This is a genomic window from Nonlabens xiamenensis (assembly GCF_003865345.1).
GTDB lineage: Bacteria > Bacteroidota > Bacteroidia > Flavobacteriales > Flavobacteriaceae > Nonlabens > Nonlabens xiamenensis.
Window position 1 is genome coordinate 109486 of the sequence record NZ_RMVE01000004.1, and the last position, 17178, is coordinate 126663.

Genomic DNA, 17178 nt, shown 5'->3' on the forward strand with positions numbered 1-17178 from the left:
AGTATGGATGTAAAAAAAAGTATTTCTTCAATCAGGGCTTACGGTAGCTTCTGTTTTCTACCAACAAATCGGCCACTCGGTCACGCTCCAAACGAAAGCGAACTGGAATGGTGCGGCTTTTTTTGGCAAAACGAGGCTGATAGACGGTAAAGTGCAGGTGTGGTCCGGTCGTCCAGCCAGTATTTCCACTATAACCAATCATCTGATCGCGTTCCACCCGATCTCCTTTCCTAACCACAGCACCTCTGTACTTCAGATGCGTATATTCTGCAATGGTTCCATCCCGATGTAGAATCCTAATGAAATTGGCCTTTTTCATACATTCAGGAGCGGTACAACCTTTGGTTTCATTTTGTTTGACTTGAATAACCACTCCACCACGGGCTGCATGCACTGGTGTACCTATGGGCATGGTAAAATCTATCGCATAAGTGTCCTGATGCGTACTCTTACCATGGTACCCTTGCGAAACCCTCCAGGCTGATTTTTTGGCATAAGGTAAATGATAGAGAAAGGTTTTATCATAATCAGATTTACGCTGGTCTCCCCACAAATAAGAAGTTCGTAAGTTATAGCCATACTTGCCTTTTGTTTTGGGTCTCAATTGAACTATTTCAAAGTCCGCGGCGTGCGCAGGTACCACAAATACCTGATCCAATGTCGTTGAAGCTGTGAGATTGACCAAGGTACCGATCAGACGCACAGATACGGGTACAGGTTCAGCATTGGTGACCCGATAAGAAAAACCCCAGTCTGTTTTAAACGCTGCAGCTTTGATCGCTGGAGCCTGAGAATATAGGGAACAACTGGATAGAAAGACCAATAAAAGGAGAATTCGCATAGAAAGAAACCAATCGTATTAAGGATTTATTAACGTTTATCACTCTGCAGTTATTGTGCCAGGATCGCCTTAAACAACTCATCAAATCAACGAATCTGTACAAAAAGTCCAAGCTTTTCCACTAATTTTTCTGGAATTCAAAAAGATAAAACTTCCTAGGAATGATAGAAAGCTAGTCAAGTAGCTAGTCGATATAGGGTTGCTAACTCAACCATTTGATGCGCAAAAGAAGGCCGTAGACTAGATGGGACTGAACTGATTTAGCCGCGCTACTCAGGCTAACTACCAGGAGCACGTGATATGGCGAAGTTGCCTTTTAAAGGCCAGCATTAAGTAAAGATAAAGACTTAGACCTCAGCGTCCAGAAGATCTGTAGCGATATGGTATCTTGGATCCTCCACACTGGTTTCAATAATACTGGCAAACTCTGGGTTTCTTCTGAGCAGAAGCCCTTGACATTCTGGACTCAAGTGGGTAAGTTTTATCTTTTTGTTCTGATCCAAGTATTTATTGGCCAGATTACGCAATGCTTCTACTCCGCTGTGGTCTTGCACCCTGGACTCAATAAAGTCAATTTCGATCTGATCTGGATCGTTCTTGGGGTCAAACTTTGAGTTGAAGGCTGTCACCGATCCAAAGAATAGCGGACCCCAGATCTCATAGACCTTGGTCCCATCCTCCTTGAGACTCTTACGTGCCCTAATGCGTTTAGCAGAATTCCAAGCAAATACCAGAGCACTCATCACCACTCCGACAACTACAGCAATGGCAAGGTCGGCAATCACTGTAATGGCACTCACTGTAATTAGAACAATAATATCAGAAAGTGGCACCTTATTAATGATCCTAAAGCTACTCCAGGCAAATGTACCAATGACCACCATGAACATGACGCCTACAAGGGCAGCAATAGGTATGCGCTCGATCACTGGCGCTCCAAAAAGAATGAACATCAACAAAGCCACTGCTGCAACGACACCAGAGAGTCGGCCACGACCACCAGAGTTAACATTGATGATCGACTGACCGATCATGGCACAACCACCCATTCCTCCAAAGAGTCCGTTGACCATATTGGCAGCACCTTGAGCAAGACATTCCCTGTTCCCGCTCCCACGAGTATCAGTCAAATCATCGACAAGATTTAAAGTCATTAAAGATTCAATTAAACCTACCGCCGCCAAGGTAACTGCACTACCCAAAATGAGCGACCAATTGCCTTTCATGGTATCGATCAGGCTAAAAATTTGATATTGAAAAGAAGGCAGACTACCTTGCAGTGTTGCCTCCTCACCAGCACCTTTTCTTAGAAAGGAACCCACGGTTTCGGTATCAAGTCCAAGAAAAATTGTAATTCCTGCCACTACCACAATAGCTACCAGAGCTGAGGGTACAACTTTGGTGAGCTTCGGAAGGAAGAACATGATGGCCATGGTCAACAATACAAAAAACAACATGATCCAGAATTCACCATTACTGAATAGGTCTGACCAAAAAGTAGTGTTTTCTTCAAACATTCCCATCTCACTGATGCTAGGGAACAATCCCAATTGAGCAAGAAAAATCACAATGGCTAAACCGTTTACAAATCCCATCATAACCGGGTGAGGTATAAGTCGCACAAACTTCCCCAATTTAAAGAGTCCTGCGGACATCTGAATCACTCCCACTAAAAGTAAGGTAATAAAAAGCCACTGTAGACCTAGATTTTCAATAGGTTGTGTAAGACCATCACCTACTTCATTACCTACAGCTATCAAATGCACCATTACTACTGCCATGGCTCCTGTAGCTCCAGAGATCATACCAGGGCGTCCACCAAAGAGCGAGGTGATCAACCCCATCATAAATGCACCATATAGGCCTACCATGGGGTCTTTGATCCCAGCCACAAAAGCAAAAGCTATGGCTTCTGGAACTAAGGCCAAAGCAACGGTCAGTCCCGATAAGAGGTCATTCTTTAGATTTCCGATGAAATTATTGAAGATCTTGCCCATCATTTGTGATTTAAGCGGGCAAAAATACGCTTTTTTTTAGGCTTGACGGCAGGTCATTCTTCTGGGAGCTGTAAATTGGATAGAAGTTACACTACCATTGGTCAAAACGAATCAATAGCCCGCTTTTGAACAACCTCTAGAATGTGATCATGACTTTACCCTACTCAAGTTTAGTCGATTTGTGACGTAAATAAGTGAAACAAAAAAGTCGATGAACGTGAAGGGAGAGATAGTGTTGCTATTTTCTTGTTTTAAAGCATTCTTGGGATTGAAAATGGACTAGGCCGAGTAAAATTTTGCAATGAAAACATTCGTTCCAGTATCAGTTTTTCACCAGGTCATCACTTGCCTCTTCGTGGCGTAAAAGCTACATAAAGAGTCGATTGCGTTGAATATTATCGATAAACGACCAAAACTTTTTATAGAAATTATGGTTTTCTATAAATTTCTTAGAATCAATCAATAATGTTTGTATTTTCGTTTAAAATTTCTTTCATGCACAAATTTCCTGCATTCTTCTTGTTTTTGATCGGTACATTATCCATGGCTCAAGTGGGTATTAATACTTCTGATCCCCAAGCCGAGTTGGATGTAAATGGAAACATTAGGGTGCGCAATTTAATGGATGCTGCCAGCGGAACTCCAGGAAGTGGCGCCATCAGATTGATCGGCGTAGATGCTTTAGGGAATATGGTTCCAGTTGAATTTGGGGAGGATATTGAAGTTGAAGGAAATACGATTAGGGCCAAAAGAGAAGTCATGAAATTTGGAGATCTACCTCCATTAGTTATTCCGTCAGATGGTATCATCGACAATTTAGACATCGTTATTTTACCAGGAGACCGTAATGAAGGAAAATCAATTATCCGTATGGAGCATCCTAATACTTCTGGAACTGGATCAACCAACTTGACCATCTCAGGTATACAAGCGGCTCCTGATGGCACGCAAATATGGTTATATCCCGTTGATGGCCGTATGGACTTATTACCGCTAAGTGGAGATTCATTACCTCAAAACCAGATTCAAGTGAATAGTCATATGGGTTGTGCCCAATATGAAATGATGCGTTTGGTCTATGATGCAACCATCCAAAAGTGGGTGATTATGAAGCATCACGGATAAGGACTTAACACTTCTCCTTTATAATTTCTCTTTCGCTGTGAATTCTTTAGGATAGGCATACAGGCTGTATTCTGTTCAACTGCAAACTGATATGCGGAGTCTATTCAGTAATTCATAGCCGACTGTTTATAATGTCCTATGACTCTCTTGCTGAATGAATGATCAACTCGCTTTCAGTATGATTTTCATTTAAAGTCCCGTTTTGCTCAATTCAAATTTTTAAACCTTCACGGTTTATTAGGAACTAGTATGAATTAGTCTGGAGACCATTCTTATTCGCCAAGCTCTAAATGCTTAGAAAGACTTGTCAAAAAGAGAAAACAATAAACAGCACAAAACAATGCGTTGACCAACTGCTCATATTCAACATCTCATATGATTACCCCTGCCTCATCTCTTGAACAGATGACCTCAGAGCATTCCAACAATACTAACGCATCAAAACTTCTTACAAGCGATTATTATTTTCTACAAGATAAACCCTTATCGAACCTGCTTAATGAAAGCAATGAACTGTTTTTTGTAAAAATAATGAGTTGGCGGTACCGGAAAAGTCCAAAAACTTTATTCCTAAAAATAGTCTTTAGGATCAATTCAACACCTGATGGCCCTACTTATTCAGATGCTTTAGAATCTTCTGATAAAACTTTGATTTTTCAAATGGTTTGATGACGTAATCATTCATCGCAGAATCTTCCATCCGTTGTTTGATCTCCCGTTGCTCAACCGCAGTTAAAGCGATAATAGGAGTTTCTTTGTCAAACTCTCTGATTTGCCTAGATGCCTCAAATCCATCGATACCAGGAGGCATGTTGATGTCCATAAACACCATATCATAGGTATTGTCCCGCATCAATTCCACGGCACTTTTACCGTTATCTGTGAGTTCAACCCTTGCGCCTGCCGATTCTAATATTTTTCTGGTTACAATCTGATTAATTTTATTGTCATCTACCACCAGTAACCTAAGATTTTCAGGTAATGCTGAAGTTTCAATTGATTGGAGACCAGCTTTATCCTGTTCTACGCCAGAAACGCTTCCTACCTCTTTTACCGGTTCATAACAAATAGTGAATGCGATCGTTGTTCCTTCACCTACCGCACTGGTTAATTCGATTTCAGCACCGTGCAACTCGATGATCTTTTTAGAAATAGGTAATCCCAATCCAGTTCCTTCATTCTCATGAAGATGTTTGATCTGGGTTGATTCTTCAAATATCATCGATTGTCTTTCTGCAGGAATCCCGATGCCGTTATCCTTGATTTCAAATCTAATATAATGGCCTTCAGGATTGATTTGCGTACTGGTTAAGGTTAAGCGCACTTCTCCATGTTCGGTAAATTTGGCAGCGTTACCCAACAGATTAATAAGTACCTGAGACAACCTGGAACGATCTCCTATAACTTTTTTGGGGATTTGCGGGTCGATAACTAAGTTGAACTGGTTGCTGTCGTTTTGCGCCATATATCTTGCGGAGTCCATAGCATAGTGACAAGCCTTTCTTAAATTAAAAGCCTCTTTTTTTAAGAAATCATCCTGAACGCGATTCATCCGGTTCATTTCCAATACATTGTTGATCAAGGACAATAAATAGTCACCACTATATTTTAAGGATTTAATGTTTTCCACATTGTGGGCCTCTTCCTCATTATCGATCATCAAATTGGAGATACCTATGATACCATACATCGGCGTACGCAATTCATGACTTATCCTTGAAAATAACGCATCTTTCGCCTCACGCAGCAGGTCACTTTTTTCTTTGGCAAGGGCAAGTAATTTATTTTTTTCCTGTAGATCAACAAGCAACTTTTTACGTTTGACCTGAATGATATATAGTAATATAGAGATAAAGCTGAGGAAAACAGCTACCGCAATACCTAGGGCAAGAATACTATTTCTTGAAGCCCGTTCCTCTGTAAGCTGCTTTTCTATCCTCGCATTTTTAAGTTCCTGCTGGATTTTATCCACCTTATATTTAGCTACCGCGCTTTCGACGGCATTGATTTTATCTACCTGATATTTTTCTTCATTCAGTTCGTTGAACTTTTGTAACTTATCCAAGGCAGATGCATAGTTTCCTCTACCCTCCTCAACGCTGGCATAAGTCTTATAAATTTCTACCAATATTTCCTTGAAACCCGAGGATTCGGCCAATTTGATTCCTTGCACTAACTCATCGGCCGCGGCATTGAATTGTTGGGTACTGTAATAGTATTTACCGAACAAGGATTTCTGACCTGCCTTGTAAGCATCGACCAAACTGGATACATATTTTTCTGAAGATTCAATATACGGCTTGGCGTCCTTGGCTTGATCCAATTCAAGAAAAGATTCACCAATATTATAATTCAGCAGGAACAGGGAGATAGTATCGTTGACTTGTTCGGCCAGGGGAAGCACCTTTTGATAATTTTTGATGGCTGAGCTGTAATCTTCGCTGATGGCATAAACATTGCCCAAATCAATGGAGGCGGTGAGTATACTCTGGGTATCATCCAATTCCTTGGCTTTACGCAAGCTACGCTCAAAAATCTCCTGAGATTGTACTGTATCGCCTAATTGTAAGAGTGAGCTACCCAACAAACTAGACGTATTGACAAATGACTTGAGATCATTGCGCTCTTCGGCCTGTTGTAGAAGCTTTTGTCCATTCTCTATGACTAATTCGTAATCCTTGGAATAATAATATCCGCGAACAACACTTACCATTGAATCGAGCGATATTTTGCCAACCTCCTGAGAAGGCTGCACGTCAGGATCCTGAAAATTGACAAAACCTAAGATTACCGATAGAGGTAAAAAGGTAGCACACAGAAGAGAATAAAAGAAACGGATTGGCTTTGGCATTTTGGAATAACAAATTCTTATCTGCACAGCTAATGTAATATATTCCTACGAGAACTTATATTAAAACCAAGATAACAGCAGCTAATTGTGTCATATAAGTCAATAAATTGACCATATGTGATACCAATGAGCAAATGAGGGTTTCATTGGTCGATCATAAAAAAGTTTATTGTTTAAACTTGATGATTAAAAAAGGTAGTCACTCTGTCAAATAAATCCGTGGAGGCCCTTTATTGAAAAGCTTTTATGACTATCACTCCCTTTTCCGTTTTAGTTTCTTTTTCGGTTCCGATTCCTGTTTCCGGAGCTATAATTACCAGATGATTTTCCAGATGGATTGGATGAGCTATTTTTCCTCCTGGGTGGACGCTGGCCTTGTTTTTTATGCGTTGGTTCTGCCGCATCTTCCATCCTGAATTCGTACTCGTGTTCTTCTACGACTGGAATCTTGGTTTTGATCAATTTTTCAATATCCTTGAGGTAGGGTCGTTCTTCCAGCATACAGAAAGATATAGCCAATCCACTAGCACCAGCCCGACCTGTCCGACCTATGCGGTGTACATAGGATTCAGGGACATTGGGAAGATCATAGTTGACCACATAGGACAACTCATCTATATCAATGCCTCTGGCCGCTATATCTGTAGCTACTAATGCACTGAGGTCGCCATCTTTGAAATGTTGAAGAGCGCGTTGCCTTGCGGCCTGTGATTTATTCCCGTGAATGGCAGCTGATTTGATGCCAGCTTTATCCAAAATTTTTACAATTTTATTGGCACCATGCTTTGTCCTTGAAAAAACCAAGGTCGGTTCGGTCAATTTTTCCTGTAACAAATGAACCAATAGTTTGGTTTTGTTCACCTTGTTGACGTGGTAAATTTGTTGTTCAACCTTTTCTGCGGTAGTTTTTTCTGGGGCGATCGTGACACGTGCAGGATTCCCTAAAATCTCGTTAGATAATTTCACTATTGCAGAGGGCATAGTGGCACTAAAGAATAAAGATTGACGCTGTTGTGGGAGTAATTTTAAAATCTTTTTGATGTCATGAATAAAGCCCATGTCCAACATCTGATCCGCTTCATCCAATACAAAATGCTGGATATACTCTAGCGTGATGAACTTTTGACCAATCAAATCCAATAGACGTCCAGGCGTAGCCACCAACACATCCACACCCTGATGCAAAGCATAAACTTGAGATGTCTGTTTTACACCACCGAAAATGACCGTGTTTTTAATATCCGTGTATTTGGTGTATGCTGTGAAATTTTCACCGATCTGAATCGCAAGTTCACGTGTGGGTGTAACCACCAATGTTTTGACCTTGCGCTTACCCTTTTCTTTGGGTTGGCGGTACAAATCCTGAACAATTGGGATAGAAAATGCTGCTGTTTTACCTGTTCCTGTTTGTGCACATCCCAATAAATCTTTGCCTTCGAGCAAAACCGGGATAGATTGTGATTGTATAGGTGTGGGACGTTCATAGCCCTGATCCTGCAATGCGCGTAAGATGGGATCTACAAGTCCTAATTCTTTAAATGTCATGAAAAATATTAAGCGCCAAAGGTACGCTTTTGAAGTCGGCTAAAGACTAGATTAATACTAAAGTCCTTTTTCTTCATCCCATCTGTGTTACAGCATTGGCCCTTTTTGAGATTCCTAAGGCTGCGACCTTGGCCATCACAGGCTTTTCCTCAATTTTCCTTGACTCTACGTGCGTTTTGATTCTTGTTTCACAGCGGCAGCTTTTTTTCTCAAGGCTTCGACTTCTTGCAAGATGCGCCGTTTTTCCTCCTCTAATTTCTTGAGTCGCAACTCTTCTGTAACTCTTTTACTCTTAAATTTTTCTTCCTGGATGGCCTGAGCGCGTTTTCTCAAGGCTTCCTTGTGCTTTTGATGTGCCTTTTCCTCATTGGATTTTTGCTCAATCGCTTGTTCAATTAAAGCCTGTCGCTCTTTGATGGCTTGAAGCTTCATCTCCTCCTCGATCTTTTGTTTTCGTGCTTTTTCTGCCTGATCTGATAGCCTGGCCTTTTGTTTCTCCGTGGCACTGATTTCCTTTTCCAATGCCCGGTGGTTAGGATTGGAATCCGAATTGGGTTGTCGAGTTGTGGTCTTGCGCTGCTCTGTAGTTAATTTGACGGCCGTGTCAGCAGCTGGATCCATTTTCTTCCTGTGATTATCAACAGCATTTTGTTGGGGTGCTTCTTGTTTTTTGACAGGATGCGGTCGGTGCGGTTCCTTCACGCGTTGGGCAGATACATCGGATTCGGTCTGTACAGGTTTTTCATCCATCTTTTGAACTGATGGCTGGGCTGGTTTTTCGTTTTTTGCTCCAAGATCACAATAATCAAAGTAAAGGATCAAATTCTTCTGGATATCGATTTTCAAACAAATGTCTTTGATTCCGTTTTTGTCTTCTGCTAAAATGGAAAACTCGTTGCCTTGATCAGAGATCAGGTTCAATCCTAATTTACTGGTCACACCAGAAGAACGTTGATAACCACTGATCTTACAAGTAATACTATAAGCTTCTTTCAGTTCTCTGATCAGATCAAAGATTTGATTACGGTCGAATTGCGCATTGATGGTAAACACCCTGACCTGGTCGTCATTCATTGTGCTTGGTGGGTAGATGGCTGTTGAATTCGCTTTCGCGAAAGCGGAAATACCTACGATAACCAGTAGCCAGCACAACTTCCATTGCCCTATAATTGAAGTCATGAGTTGAGAATTGATTCGGTGAAAATACATAAATATCTTATTTTCAGCAGCTGAGAATCAATAATTAATCTGCAAAATTTCTAAAAAGCAAGCCTAAATAAAACTGGTCTTTTTAAGTAAAGGTTTTACCTTTACCGGTTCATATTTTGTAGTTATGATCAATATTACACTGCCAGATGGCAGCATTAAAAAAGTAGAGCAAGGTAGCACGCCCATGGATGTAGCCATGAGCATTTCCCACGGATTGGCTCGCAATGTTATCAGCGCCTCTTTTAACAGTAAAAAGGTAGAGACCAAAACGCCTCTGGAAGAGGACGGAAGCTTGATTCTGTACACCTTCAAGGATGACGAGGGAAAGGAAGCTTTCTGGCACAGTACTTCACACGTAATGGCGCAGGCGATTGAGGAACTATTTCCTGGTGTGAGCCTGACCATTGGACCAGCGATCGACAATGGCTTCTATTATGATATTGACTTTAAAGACCATAGTATTTCTGAAGCTGATATTCCTAAAATAGAAGCGCGTATGCTAGAGATTGCCCGTGGTAAGCATGAGTTTGAGATGCGGAATGTATCCAAGGCCGACGCCCTCGAATTTTATAAAAAGCAAAACAATCCCTTTAAGGTCGAACTTATTGAAAACCTCACCGATGGTGAGATTAGCTTTTGTGACCATGACACTTTTACCGATTTATGTCGGGGAGGTCATATTCCCAATACAGGGATGATCAAGGCGGTAAAGATTATGAGTATTGCCGGTGCTTATTGGCGTGGTAATGAGAATAATCCTCAACTGACCCGTATTTATGGTACCTCTTTTCCTAAACAAAAAGAACTAAAGGAATATTTAGAATTACTGGAAGAAGCCAAAAAGCGTGACCATAGAAAACTGGGCAAGGAATTGCAGTTGTTTACTTTTTCTCAACGTGTAGGTCAGGGGTTGCCATTGTGGTTACCCAAAGGAGCTGCTTTGCGCGAGCGTCTGGAAAACTTTTTAAAGGCAGCCCAGAAAAAAGCTGGATACGAAATGGTGGTGAGTCCGCACATCGGGTCCAAAGAGCTCTACGTTACTTCTGGTCATTATGCCAAGTATGGTGCAGATTCATTTCAGCCTATTACTACACCCAGCGAAGACGAAGAGTTTTTGCTGAAGCCGATGAATTGTCCGCATCACTGCGAAATTTATAAAAGTGCCCAATGGTCCTACCGGGATCTTCCTAAGCGCTTTGCCGAATTCGGTACGGTGTACAGATATGAGCAAAGTGGAGAGTTACATGGATTGACCCGTGTACGTGGATTTACACAGGATGATGCACACATCTTTTGTATGCCAGAACAGTTGGATGCCGAATTTAAGGCTGTCATTGATTTGGTGCTTTATGTATTCGGTTCTTTAGGCTTTGAAAACTTCACTGCGCAAGTGAGCGTTAGGGATCCAGAAAATCCAGATAAATATATAGGTGACACCAACAATTGGGAAATTGCAGAGCAGGCCATTATTAGTGCAGCTCGTGATAAAGGCCTCAACTATGTGGTAGAGGAAGGTGAAGCTGCCTTTTATGGGCCTAAACTGGACTTTATGGTCAAGGATGCCTTGGGTAGAAGCTGGCAATTGGGAACCATTCAAGTGGACTACAATTTACCTGAGCGATTTGATCTTTGGTACAAAGGAGCTGACAATGAGTCACATCGACCCGTAATGATTCACAGAGCGCCCTTTGGAAGCATGGAGCGATTTATTGCGATTTTACTAGAACACACGGGAGGTAATTTCCCGCTCTGGTTAATGCCTGAGCAATGTACGGTGCTGTCTCTCAGCGAGAAATATGAAAATTATGCCAAAATAGTGGCAGATTCTCTTGAAAATAACGAAATTCGCACTAGTATTGACAATCGCGCGGAAACCATGGGCAAAAAGATACGTGAGGCCGAAATGAATAAATCGCCTTATATGTTGATCGTGGGAGAGCAAGAAGAAAAGGATGGTACGGTTTCTGTACGTAAACACGGTGGAGAGGACTTAGGTTCCATGACTCCGGCAGCATTTGCCGAACTGGTACAGAAAGAGATCTCTCAAACGATCAAAACATTTGAAGTTTAACAACCTACGATAGTAGGATAAAATTATATAGCCATAGCAATAAGAAGACGCAGAAGCCGAGGCCCGGCTCGAATTATCAAAGAAGACAAGCATGCGATCAATGAAAAGATCCGCGCGCGAAAAGTTCGCCTGGTAGGCGAAGGAGAACCTAGAATCATCGACACCCGCGATGCTCTGGCAGAAGCTAGAGAAAAAGAATTGGATCTGGTAGAGATCTCCCCCAATGCAGAACCTCCCGTTGCCAAGATCTTGGACTACAAAAAGTTCATTTACGAGCAGAAGAAGCGGGAAAAGGCCATGAAAGCTAACGCCAGTAAAGTAGTCATTAAGGAGATCCGTTTTGGACCTAATACAGATGACCATGACTATGAGTTCAAAAGAAAGCACGCAGAAAAATTCCTGAAAGAAGGAGCTAAGTTAAAGGCTTACGTATTCTTTAAAGGACGTTCTATCATCTATAAAGATCAAGGCGAAATCTTGCTTTTAAGATTAGCGCAAGATCTAGAAGAACTAGGGAAAGTAGAACAAATGCCCAAGATGGAAGGTAAACGTATGAATATGTTTATCGCCCCTAAGAAAAAATAAAAATCATCGGTGTGATTTTAGCGTTTTAATGCGGTCATTACCAAGAAAACATATATTTTTGCAGTCCTCTAAATGAGGACTGTTTTTTTATGCCTTTTCCTGAAGGCCATTAAGCAGGACTTAGCAAGAGGATTGCGAGAATCTAAAAAAGGAAATTATGCCTAAGATGAAAACAAAATCCAGTGCCAAAAAGCGTTTTAAGCTTACTGGTACCGGTAAAATCAAAAGAAAGCACGCTTTTAAAAGTCACATCCTGACCAAGAAAAGCAAGAAGCGCAAGTTGGCTTTGACCCACGATACCCTCGTGCACAAAGCAGATGAGCCTAATGTCAAATTGCAATTGAACCTTAAATAAGGGAAAATTGTCACTTTGACGGTTTATTAATTATTCAATAACCCAATAGTAGTGCTCTAAGAAGTATCCCCAGGATCGCCTGCTGTTAAAAAATTAAATTATGCCAAGATCAGTAAACGCGGTTGCCCGTAGAGCCCGCAGAAAAAAAGTCCTTAAACAGGCCAAAGGTTATTTCGGACGTCGTAAGAACGTTTGGACAGTAGCCAAGAACGCGGTAGAGAAAGCCATGCAATACTCTTACCGTGACAGAAGAAACAAGAAAAGAACTTTCCGCAGATTGTGGATCACCCGTATTAATGCTGGTGCCCGTCTTCACGGAATGAGTTACTCTCAGTTTATGGGTGCGGTAAAGAAAAACAATATCGAGTTGAACCGAAAGGTGCTAGCCGATCTTGCTATGAACCACCCAGAAGCGTTTGAAGCAGTAGTTAAAAAAGTAAAGTAATTAAGGTGTAACCACCATCTCGCATTGAAAATCCTGGTCTATCGACCGGGATTTTTTATTAGATGACTTGAGAAGGCAACAATTGAGCCACTTGACCTCATAAAAAAAGCAACCCGAACGGGTTGCTTTTTTGCATTACTATATTGAAGAAATTACTTCTTCATATCGGTCACCTCATTCAATTCCTTGATTTCTTCTTCGTATTCTTTTGAAGCCTCAATCATATTTTGTCTGCGGGTTCTATTATTTTCAATCTCCTCCATGTATTCTTCACGTGCTTCCGCTTGAATGTCATTGTATTTCTTTACTGTTTCTCCAACTTCTTCACGCAAGTCTTCATACTGCTCAATTACTTCTTCCAAATTCTCCTTAAATTCAGAAGTGTCCATTTTGGTACCTTTCATCAATTCGATGTACTCCTTTTGAACATCCTGCACATCTTCCATCACACTTTCGGTCCACATCCACATGGGCAGTGTATCGTCCAATAGCATGATATTTTCACGCATTTGCGGGATGATTACCATGGTTTCATTTAAGGTTTTACCTTCCAACATATATACATGTTCTGATAGCGTATTAAAACTTTCCCAGTCGCTTACACCTACAATTCCAGTATCTTCTAAATCGTCGTCCACATCGTTCATACCTACGTTTTGGGCTTGACTTAGATTCATCATTCCCGCTGCTATTAATAAGGTAAACATTGTCTTTTTCATAATATCTCTTTTTTGATTTGAGTCAAAATTAAGATGATAACTTTAATGGTATACCTAATAAAGAATCAATTTTATTGCTAAAAAAGCCGAAGTATTATGTTAAATTTGGTTAGATCGCTTGTAGAACGGCCGCAAGTTTAATTATTTATTAAAAAGAGAATACCGAGAAATCATATGGACTGCTTCCCATACATCAAGCACGCATTTGATGAGCGCCTTTTTAGCGTCATCAAGGTTGGTGCATGAATAGGTAAGAACCAGGCGTACCAAACATTACTTAGTTCAGTAAATACACTCCGCTCAAATTGAAATTGACAAAATCGCCCACGCTGATTTGGGTATTGAGATTCCAGCGATTGGAAAGCTGATAAGCAGCCCCCAGATCTAGTTTAAAGGTGTTTTTTCTATCGCTCAACCTGGTCAATGCCTGATTAAATAAGTTAAAAAATGGTCCCTCCTCTCCTACCAATCTATAGTCAACCCAACTCGTATTGTAATTGACGGCAGTCGATAAGGTCCATTTACCGTAAAGCTTACTAGCGACCACCCCAGTATTGACAGAGTGAAAATCGATCAGCGAACCCGTAACTATGGCCAACTGTGCACCACCGTCGGTAGGCTCAAGGTCAAGTGGCTCGTCATAAATCAAGTTGAGATCGCTCAGGCTGTAATTGACAAATAAGGACAATTCAAAGCTTCTATCTGATTCAAAAAAATATTGAGACAATCCATGTTTGAGGCTTGCACCATAAACCGCATAGTTAGTTTTTTCTATGGTGACTTGTGGTGCATATCTCAATGTTAGTTCAGTTTCCTTCCATAAACCGATCTGAGATTGAATGTAGGGATAGGCAAAAAAATCTGTATCTAATCCAGAAAAAGCCTGAAACTCATAAGTTTCACCCTCTATTTCAAAATCAAAAAATGTAAGTCCGCGACCTCCGATGGTAGTGGGAATTGACGCACGCTCACCACCTCGGATGCGCAAATTGCTGAAATCAGTATTGGAAACTTCAAAACGTTTTCGCCTGGAAGGAAAAGGCAAACCTCCAATACCCACTGCTAGGTTGACTTTGTATAAACCCAACGGGCGTGCGGTATGGAACCAACCTCCACTGGTTTGCATTACACTGGCCTCTGCGGCAGGCTGATTGTAGCCATCTAAAATAAAAAGAATGTCAGAAAGTACATTCTCTACATCGTTTTGGGCATAGAGATTGGCACTTAAGAATAGAGTTAAAAGGAGTAAAGGTTTCTTCATCAATTAAAGCTGTACGTGATAAATCAAACCCATTTCAATTCCCCAACTGTTGTGTCCAGAGTTGGGCTGGATAAACTCAAGGTTTGAAGTGTGCCTCAAAATACATCTTAAATTCCAATCCCACTCCTTTTGTTGAAAAGATATACCTATTCCTAAAATATTTGAAAAAGCAAAACCCTTACTCAATCTTTCCGTTTGCATAGTGCCATACATGGGTCCAAGGCTGGCTAACAATGGCGTGCTCCATTTTTCATTCCATCGGTATCTCACTTGAAGACCTAGATTAAGAGCATATTCATGAAATGTCCTAGGGGTAGTAAATTTCATGCGTCGCTGCTCAAAATCAGGTCCTGAGGCAGGCGTTATATAAAATGGATTGAGCAGTTGATGTTCCACCCGATATATTCCAGGTTCCAACACAATCTCCCAATCCCAACGTTCTCCTTGCTTGATCTCCCAAAGCAAAACTGCTTTAAAAGAAGTATTGGCATAGCGATAGTTTTCATCTTTGATCAAGAAACTTTCATGTTTTGCGGTACCTAAAAATATGCCCACAGCGTCGATTTTCAGAGATGCTTTATTGATCGATTGGGCGACAAGATGTGTAGAGGAAAGCATCAATATCAAGCGCAATATCAAGTTGCTTTTCCTGATCACGATAATTTTCTTAATAAAACGCAGAAATACTTCCAAAATATTTGATGATTGGTGTTCATTCTTTTGAGGCCAAGCCAATTCCTATCAAAGTTGAACTGTTCTAAGGTAAGAATATCCCTCCTTTTATCAATGAGACAGGTATCGCTTTCGCGAAAGCGAGCCAACCAGCATCAGGATATATACCTAGTTCCGGCAAGTCAACAATCGCATCATCAGTATAAAAATCAACTTTTAGGTCGATCCAGCAAAAAATTTAGTTGAATGCCAGTCTCTACATCGGGAGCATTATGTACGTCAAGATCTTCTCTCAGATAAACTGAAATTCCCCAAACTTCTCTCTGGTGGGAATAGATCAGGCTCCAACCGGTGAGCTCCTCAATAAGTGTGGTATAAGCGTGATGCCAGCCTTGATTGATCGCATCCCAATCTCCTTTAAGATGAAAATAATCGGCTTCTTCCCGTTTAAAAAATGGCGTTTGATATTGATAATTAACACCTAAACTGTTCCAATTCCCGTGACGGGTTTTGTGCGACCACTGAAGCGTAACTTCTCCAACCCCCATGAAATTGTTATTCCCAGTGTCAAGCACATCTTCGTTTCGGGAGAAATTTTTGGCGGTTACATGTAAGCCTAATCCCGCATTTAACCAGGACTTATTGGTCAAAAGAATGGATTTTATCAAGCTACTTCCCGCCCCTACGTCCAATGATGGATTATATTTACTTGTATTCCATCCCAAGTGCGCCTGAAGGTTAAGAGACCATCCCTTTTGGTTCCAGTGGGTCAAGGTGGGAGAATACCTGTACACCAATTCAAGTCCGCCCAGAATCATTTCATTTTCCTGCATCTTAAGCTGACGTCCATTACGATCGGTATAATCGACTACCACCTGATTCAGACCATAAAACTCCCTACCAAAAGGGTCTGGGCCTCCTGCAACATTTCGATGGAACCATTCTATGGATTCATCGTTGGTCAATGGCGAATTCACAAAGTTACCAGAGATGGTCTGAAAAGCCCTTACACCTACAGACAATTGATGCTGTTGATTAAGGGGAATATCAACACTCATTCTGTACACTTTATATACAGCATCAAAATGCAAGTCCATACGTTGGGCTGGTGTTGTTTCCTGATCGATGTAATCAAAGCTTCGAAAGAACCAGGGCTGATTGCTGAAAGTCTCCCTTAGGGCTGGATCATCAGGCAGGTAAACTTCTACTGGCGGCTGGAAAACATTCCCAGATTGCACCTGAAAATTCAGGGTAGTTCCTGCCGTCACCTTCGTATTGAAATTAGGTCCTACTCTGGCAAAAAACAAACCCAATGGATGAGTAGAAACCAGGTTGGGTTGATGTATTCCTGTACCGACATTTACCGTTGTATTTTCCTGAGATTCTTGGGCATTTGTTGTTGGGGGAAACACTAAAAGGCTCCAGAAAAATGAAAATAAAATAAGGTATCTTTTCATGAAGCGTCAAAAATAGGACAAATACAAATGAACAACATTGATTTA

Annotated in this window: 14 protein-coding genes; 5 read left to right on the plus strand and 9 right to left on the minus strand. The window is 41.2% G+C overall.

Translation table 11 applies throughout. From position 1 onward, the window contains the following. Positions 1–31 precede the first annotated feature (31 nt). Together EGM47_RS11420 and EGM47_RS11425 are read right to left on the minus strand one after the other, a co-directional pair. Positions 32–841, minus strand: a complete 810-nt coding sequence (locus EGM47_RS11420) for a M23 family metallopeptidase (RefSeq protein WP_124980955.1) — start codon at positions 839–841, stop codon at positions 32–34. A 347-nt stretch (positions 842–1188) separates the two neighbouring features. Further along, positions 1189–2838 carry a SulP family inorganic anion transporter gene (locus tag EGM47_RS11425; RefSeq protein ID WP_124980956.1) on the minus strand — a complete coding sequence of 550 codons (1650 nt, stop codon included), beginning with the start codon at positions 2836–2838 and terminating at the stop codon, positions 1189–1191. A gap of 495 nt (positions 2839–3333) precedes the next feature. Between EGM47_RS11425 and EGM47_RS11430 the strand changes: the two genes are divergently transcribed. Beyond that, positions 3334–3963 carry a hypothetical protein gene (locus EGM47_RS11430; protein WP_124980957.1) on the plus strand — a complete coding sequence of 210 codons (630 nt, stop codon included), beginning with the start codon at positions 3334–3336 and terminating at the stop codon, positions 3961–3963. Between the two features lie 610 nt (positions 3964–4573). Here EGM47_RS11430 and EGM47_RS11435 read toward each other — a convergent pair. The 3 genes from EGM47_RS11435 to EGM47_RS11445 all read right to left on the minus strand — a co-directional run bounded on the left by EGM47_RS11435 (position 4574) and on the right by EGM47_RS11445 (position 9538). Beyond that, positions 4574–6814, minus strand: coding sequence for a response regulator (locus EGM47_RS11435; RefSeq protein ID WP_124980958.1), 2241 nt, complete (start codon positions 6812–6814; stop codon positions 4574–4576). 270 nt (positions 6815–7084) lie between these two features. Beyond that, a complete protein-coding gene (locus tag EGM47_RS11440; RefSeq protein WP_124980959.1) occupies positions 7085–8359 on the minus strand; it encodes a DEAD/DEAH box helicase in 1275 nt (424 codons plus the stop codon). 165 nt (positions 8360–8524) lie between these two features. Further along, entirely contained in the window at positions 8525–9538 is a 1014-nt protein-coding gene (locus EGM47_RS11445; RefSeq protein ID WP_124980960.1) for a hypothetical protein, read from the minus strand. A 154-nt stretch (positions 9539–9692) separates the two neighbouring features. On the opposite strand from EGM47_RS11445, the gene thrS reads away from it, so the two are divergent. The 4 genes from thrS to rplT all read left to right on the plus strand — a co-directional run bounded on the left by thrS (position 9693) and on the right by rplT (position 13024). Continuing rightward, positions 9693–11639 carry a threonine--tRNA ligase gene (thrS, locus tag EGM47_RS11450; protein WP_124980961.1) on the plus strand — a complete coding sequence of 649 codons (1947 nt, stop codon included), beginning with the start codon at positions 9693–9695 and terminating at the stop codon, positions 11637–11639. A gap of 72 nt (positions 11640–11711) precedes the next feature. Further along, on the plus strand, positions 11712–12224 hold the full coding sequence (infC, locus tag EGM47_RS11455; RefSeq protein WP_262707066.1) for a translation initiation factor IF-3: 513 nt from the start codon (positions 11712–11714) through the stop codon (positions 12222–12224). A gap of 157 nt (positions 12225–12381) precedes the next feature. Beyond that, complete coding sequence (gene rpmI, locus EGM47_RS11460) at positions 12382–12579, plus strand: 50S ribosomal protein L35 (RefSeq protein ID WP_124980963.1); 198 nt, start codon at positions 12382–12384, stop codon at positions 12577–12579. A 100-nt stretch (positions 12580–12679) separates the two neighbouring features. Then, a complete protein-coding gene (gene rplT / locus EGM47_RS11465; RefSeq protein WP_124980964.1) occupies positions 12680–13024 on the plus strand; it encodes a 50S ribosomal protein L20 in 345 nt (114 codons plus the stop codon). A gap of 152 nt (positions 13025–13176) precedes the next feature. On the opposite strand, the gene EGM47_RS11470 is transcribed toward rplT, so the two are convergent. From EGM47_RS11470 to EGM47_RS11485, 4 genes are all read right to left on the minus strand, one after another. Next, positions 13177–13743: a hypothetical protein gene (locus EGM47_RS11470; protein ID WP_124980965.1), complete on the minus strand. Its 567-nt coding sequence runs from the start codon at positions 13741–13743 to the stop codon at positions 13177–13179. A gap of 277 nt (positions 13744–14020) precedes the next feature. Then, positions 14021–15004 carry a DUF6588 family protein gene (locus EGM47_RS11475; protein ID WP_124980966.1) on the minus strand — a complete coding sequence of 328 codons (984 nt, stop codon included), beginning with the start codon at positions 15002–15004 and terminating at the stop codon, positions 14021–14023. A gap of 3 nt (positions 15005–15007) precedes the next feature. Next, positions 15008–15661 (minus strand): acyloxyacyl hydrolase, encoded by a 654-nt coding sequence (locus tag EGM47_RS11480; protein ID WP_164510869.1) that lies wholly within the window; start codon positions 15659–15661, stop codon positions 15008–15010. Between the two features lie 224 nt (positions 15662–15885). Next, on the minus strand, positions 15886–17133 hold the full coding sequence (locus EGM47_RS11485) for a hypothetical protein (RefSeq protein WP_124980968.1): 1248 nt from the start codon (positions 17131–17133) through the stop codon (positions 15886–15888). Positions 17134–17178 lie beyond the last annotated feature (45 nt).

What these genes read in the sequence shown, in the direction of transcription:
- EGM47_RS11435 (WP_124980958.1), bottom strand. Translation starts at nt 6,814, where the DNA reads ATGCCAAAGCCAATCCGTTTCTTTTATTCTCTTCTGTGTGCTACCTTT.
- EGM47_RS11485 (WP_124980968.1), bottom strand. Translation starts at nt 17,133, where the DNA reads ATGAAAAGATACCTTATTTTATTTTCATTTTTCTGGAGCCTTTTAGTG.
- EGM47_RS11425 (WP_124980956.1), bottom strand. Translation starts at nt 2,838, where the DNA reads ATGGGCAAGATCTTCAATAATTTCATCGGAAATCTAAAGAATGACCTC.
- thrS (WP_124980961.1), top strand. Translation starts at nt 9,693, where the DNA reads ATGATCAATATTACACTGCCAGATGGCAGCATTAAAAAAGTAGAGCAA.
- EGM47_RS11445 (WP_124980960.1), bottom strand. Translation starts at nt 9,538, where the DNA reads ATGACTTCAATTATAGGGCAATGGAAGTTGTGCTGGCTACTGGTTATC.
- EGM47_RS11475 (WP_124980966.1), bottom strand. Translation starts at nt 15,004, where the DNA reads ATGAAGAAACCTTTACTCCTTTTAACTCTATTCTTAAGTGCCAATCTC.
- EGM47_RS11470 (WP_124980965.1), bottom strand. Translation starts at nt 13,743, where the DNA reads ATGAAAAAGACAATGTTTACCTTATTAATAGCAGCGGGAATGATGAAT.
- rpmI (WP_124980963.1), top strand. Translation starts at nt 12,382, where the DNA reads ATGCCTAAGATGAAAACAAAATCCAGTGCCAAAAAGCGTTTTAAGCTT.
- EGM47_RS11430 (WP_124980957.1), top strand. Translation starts at nt 3,334, where the DNA reads ATGCACAAATTTCCTGCATTCTTCTTGTTTTTGATCGGTACATTATCC.
- EGM47_RS11420 (WP_124980955.1), bottom strand. Translation starts at nt 841, where the DNA reads ATGCGAATTCTCCTTTTATTGGTCTTTCTATCCAGTTGTTCCCTATAT.
- rplT (WP_124980964.1), top strand. Translation starts at nt 12,680, where the DNA reads ATGCCAAGATCAGTAAACGCGGTTGCCCGTAGAGCCCGCAGAAAAAAA.
- EGM47_RS11440 (WP_124980959.1), bottom strand. Translation starts at nt 8,359, where the DNA reads ATGACATTTAAAGAATTAGGACTTGTAGATCCCATCTTACGCGCATTG.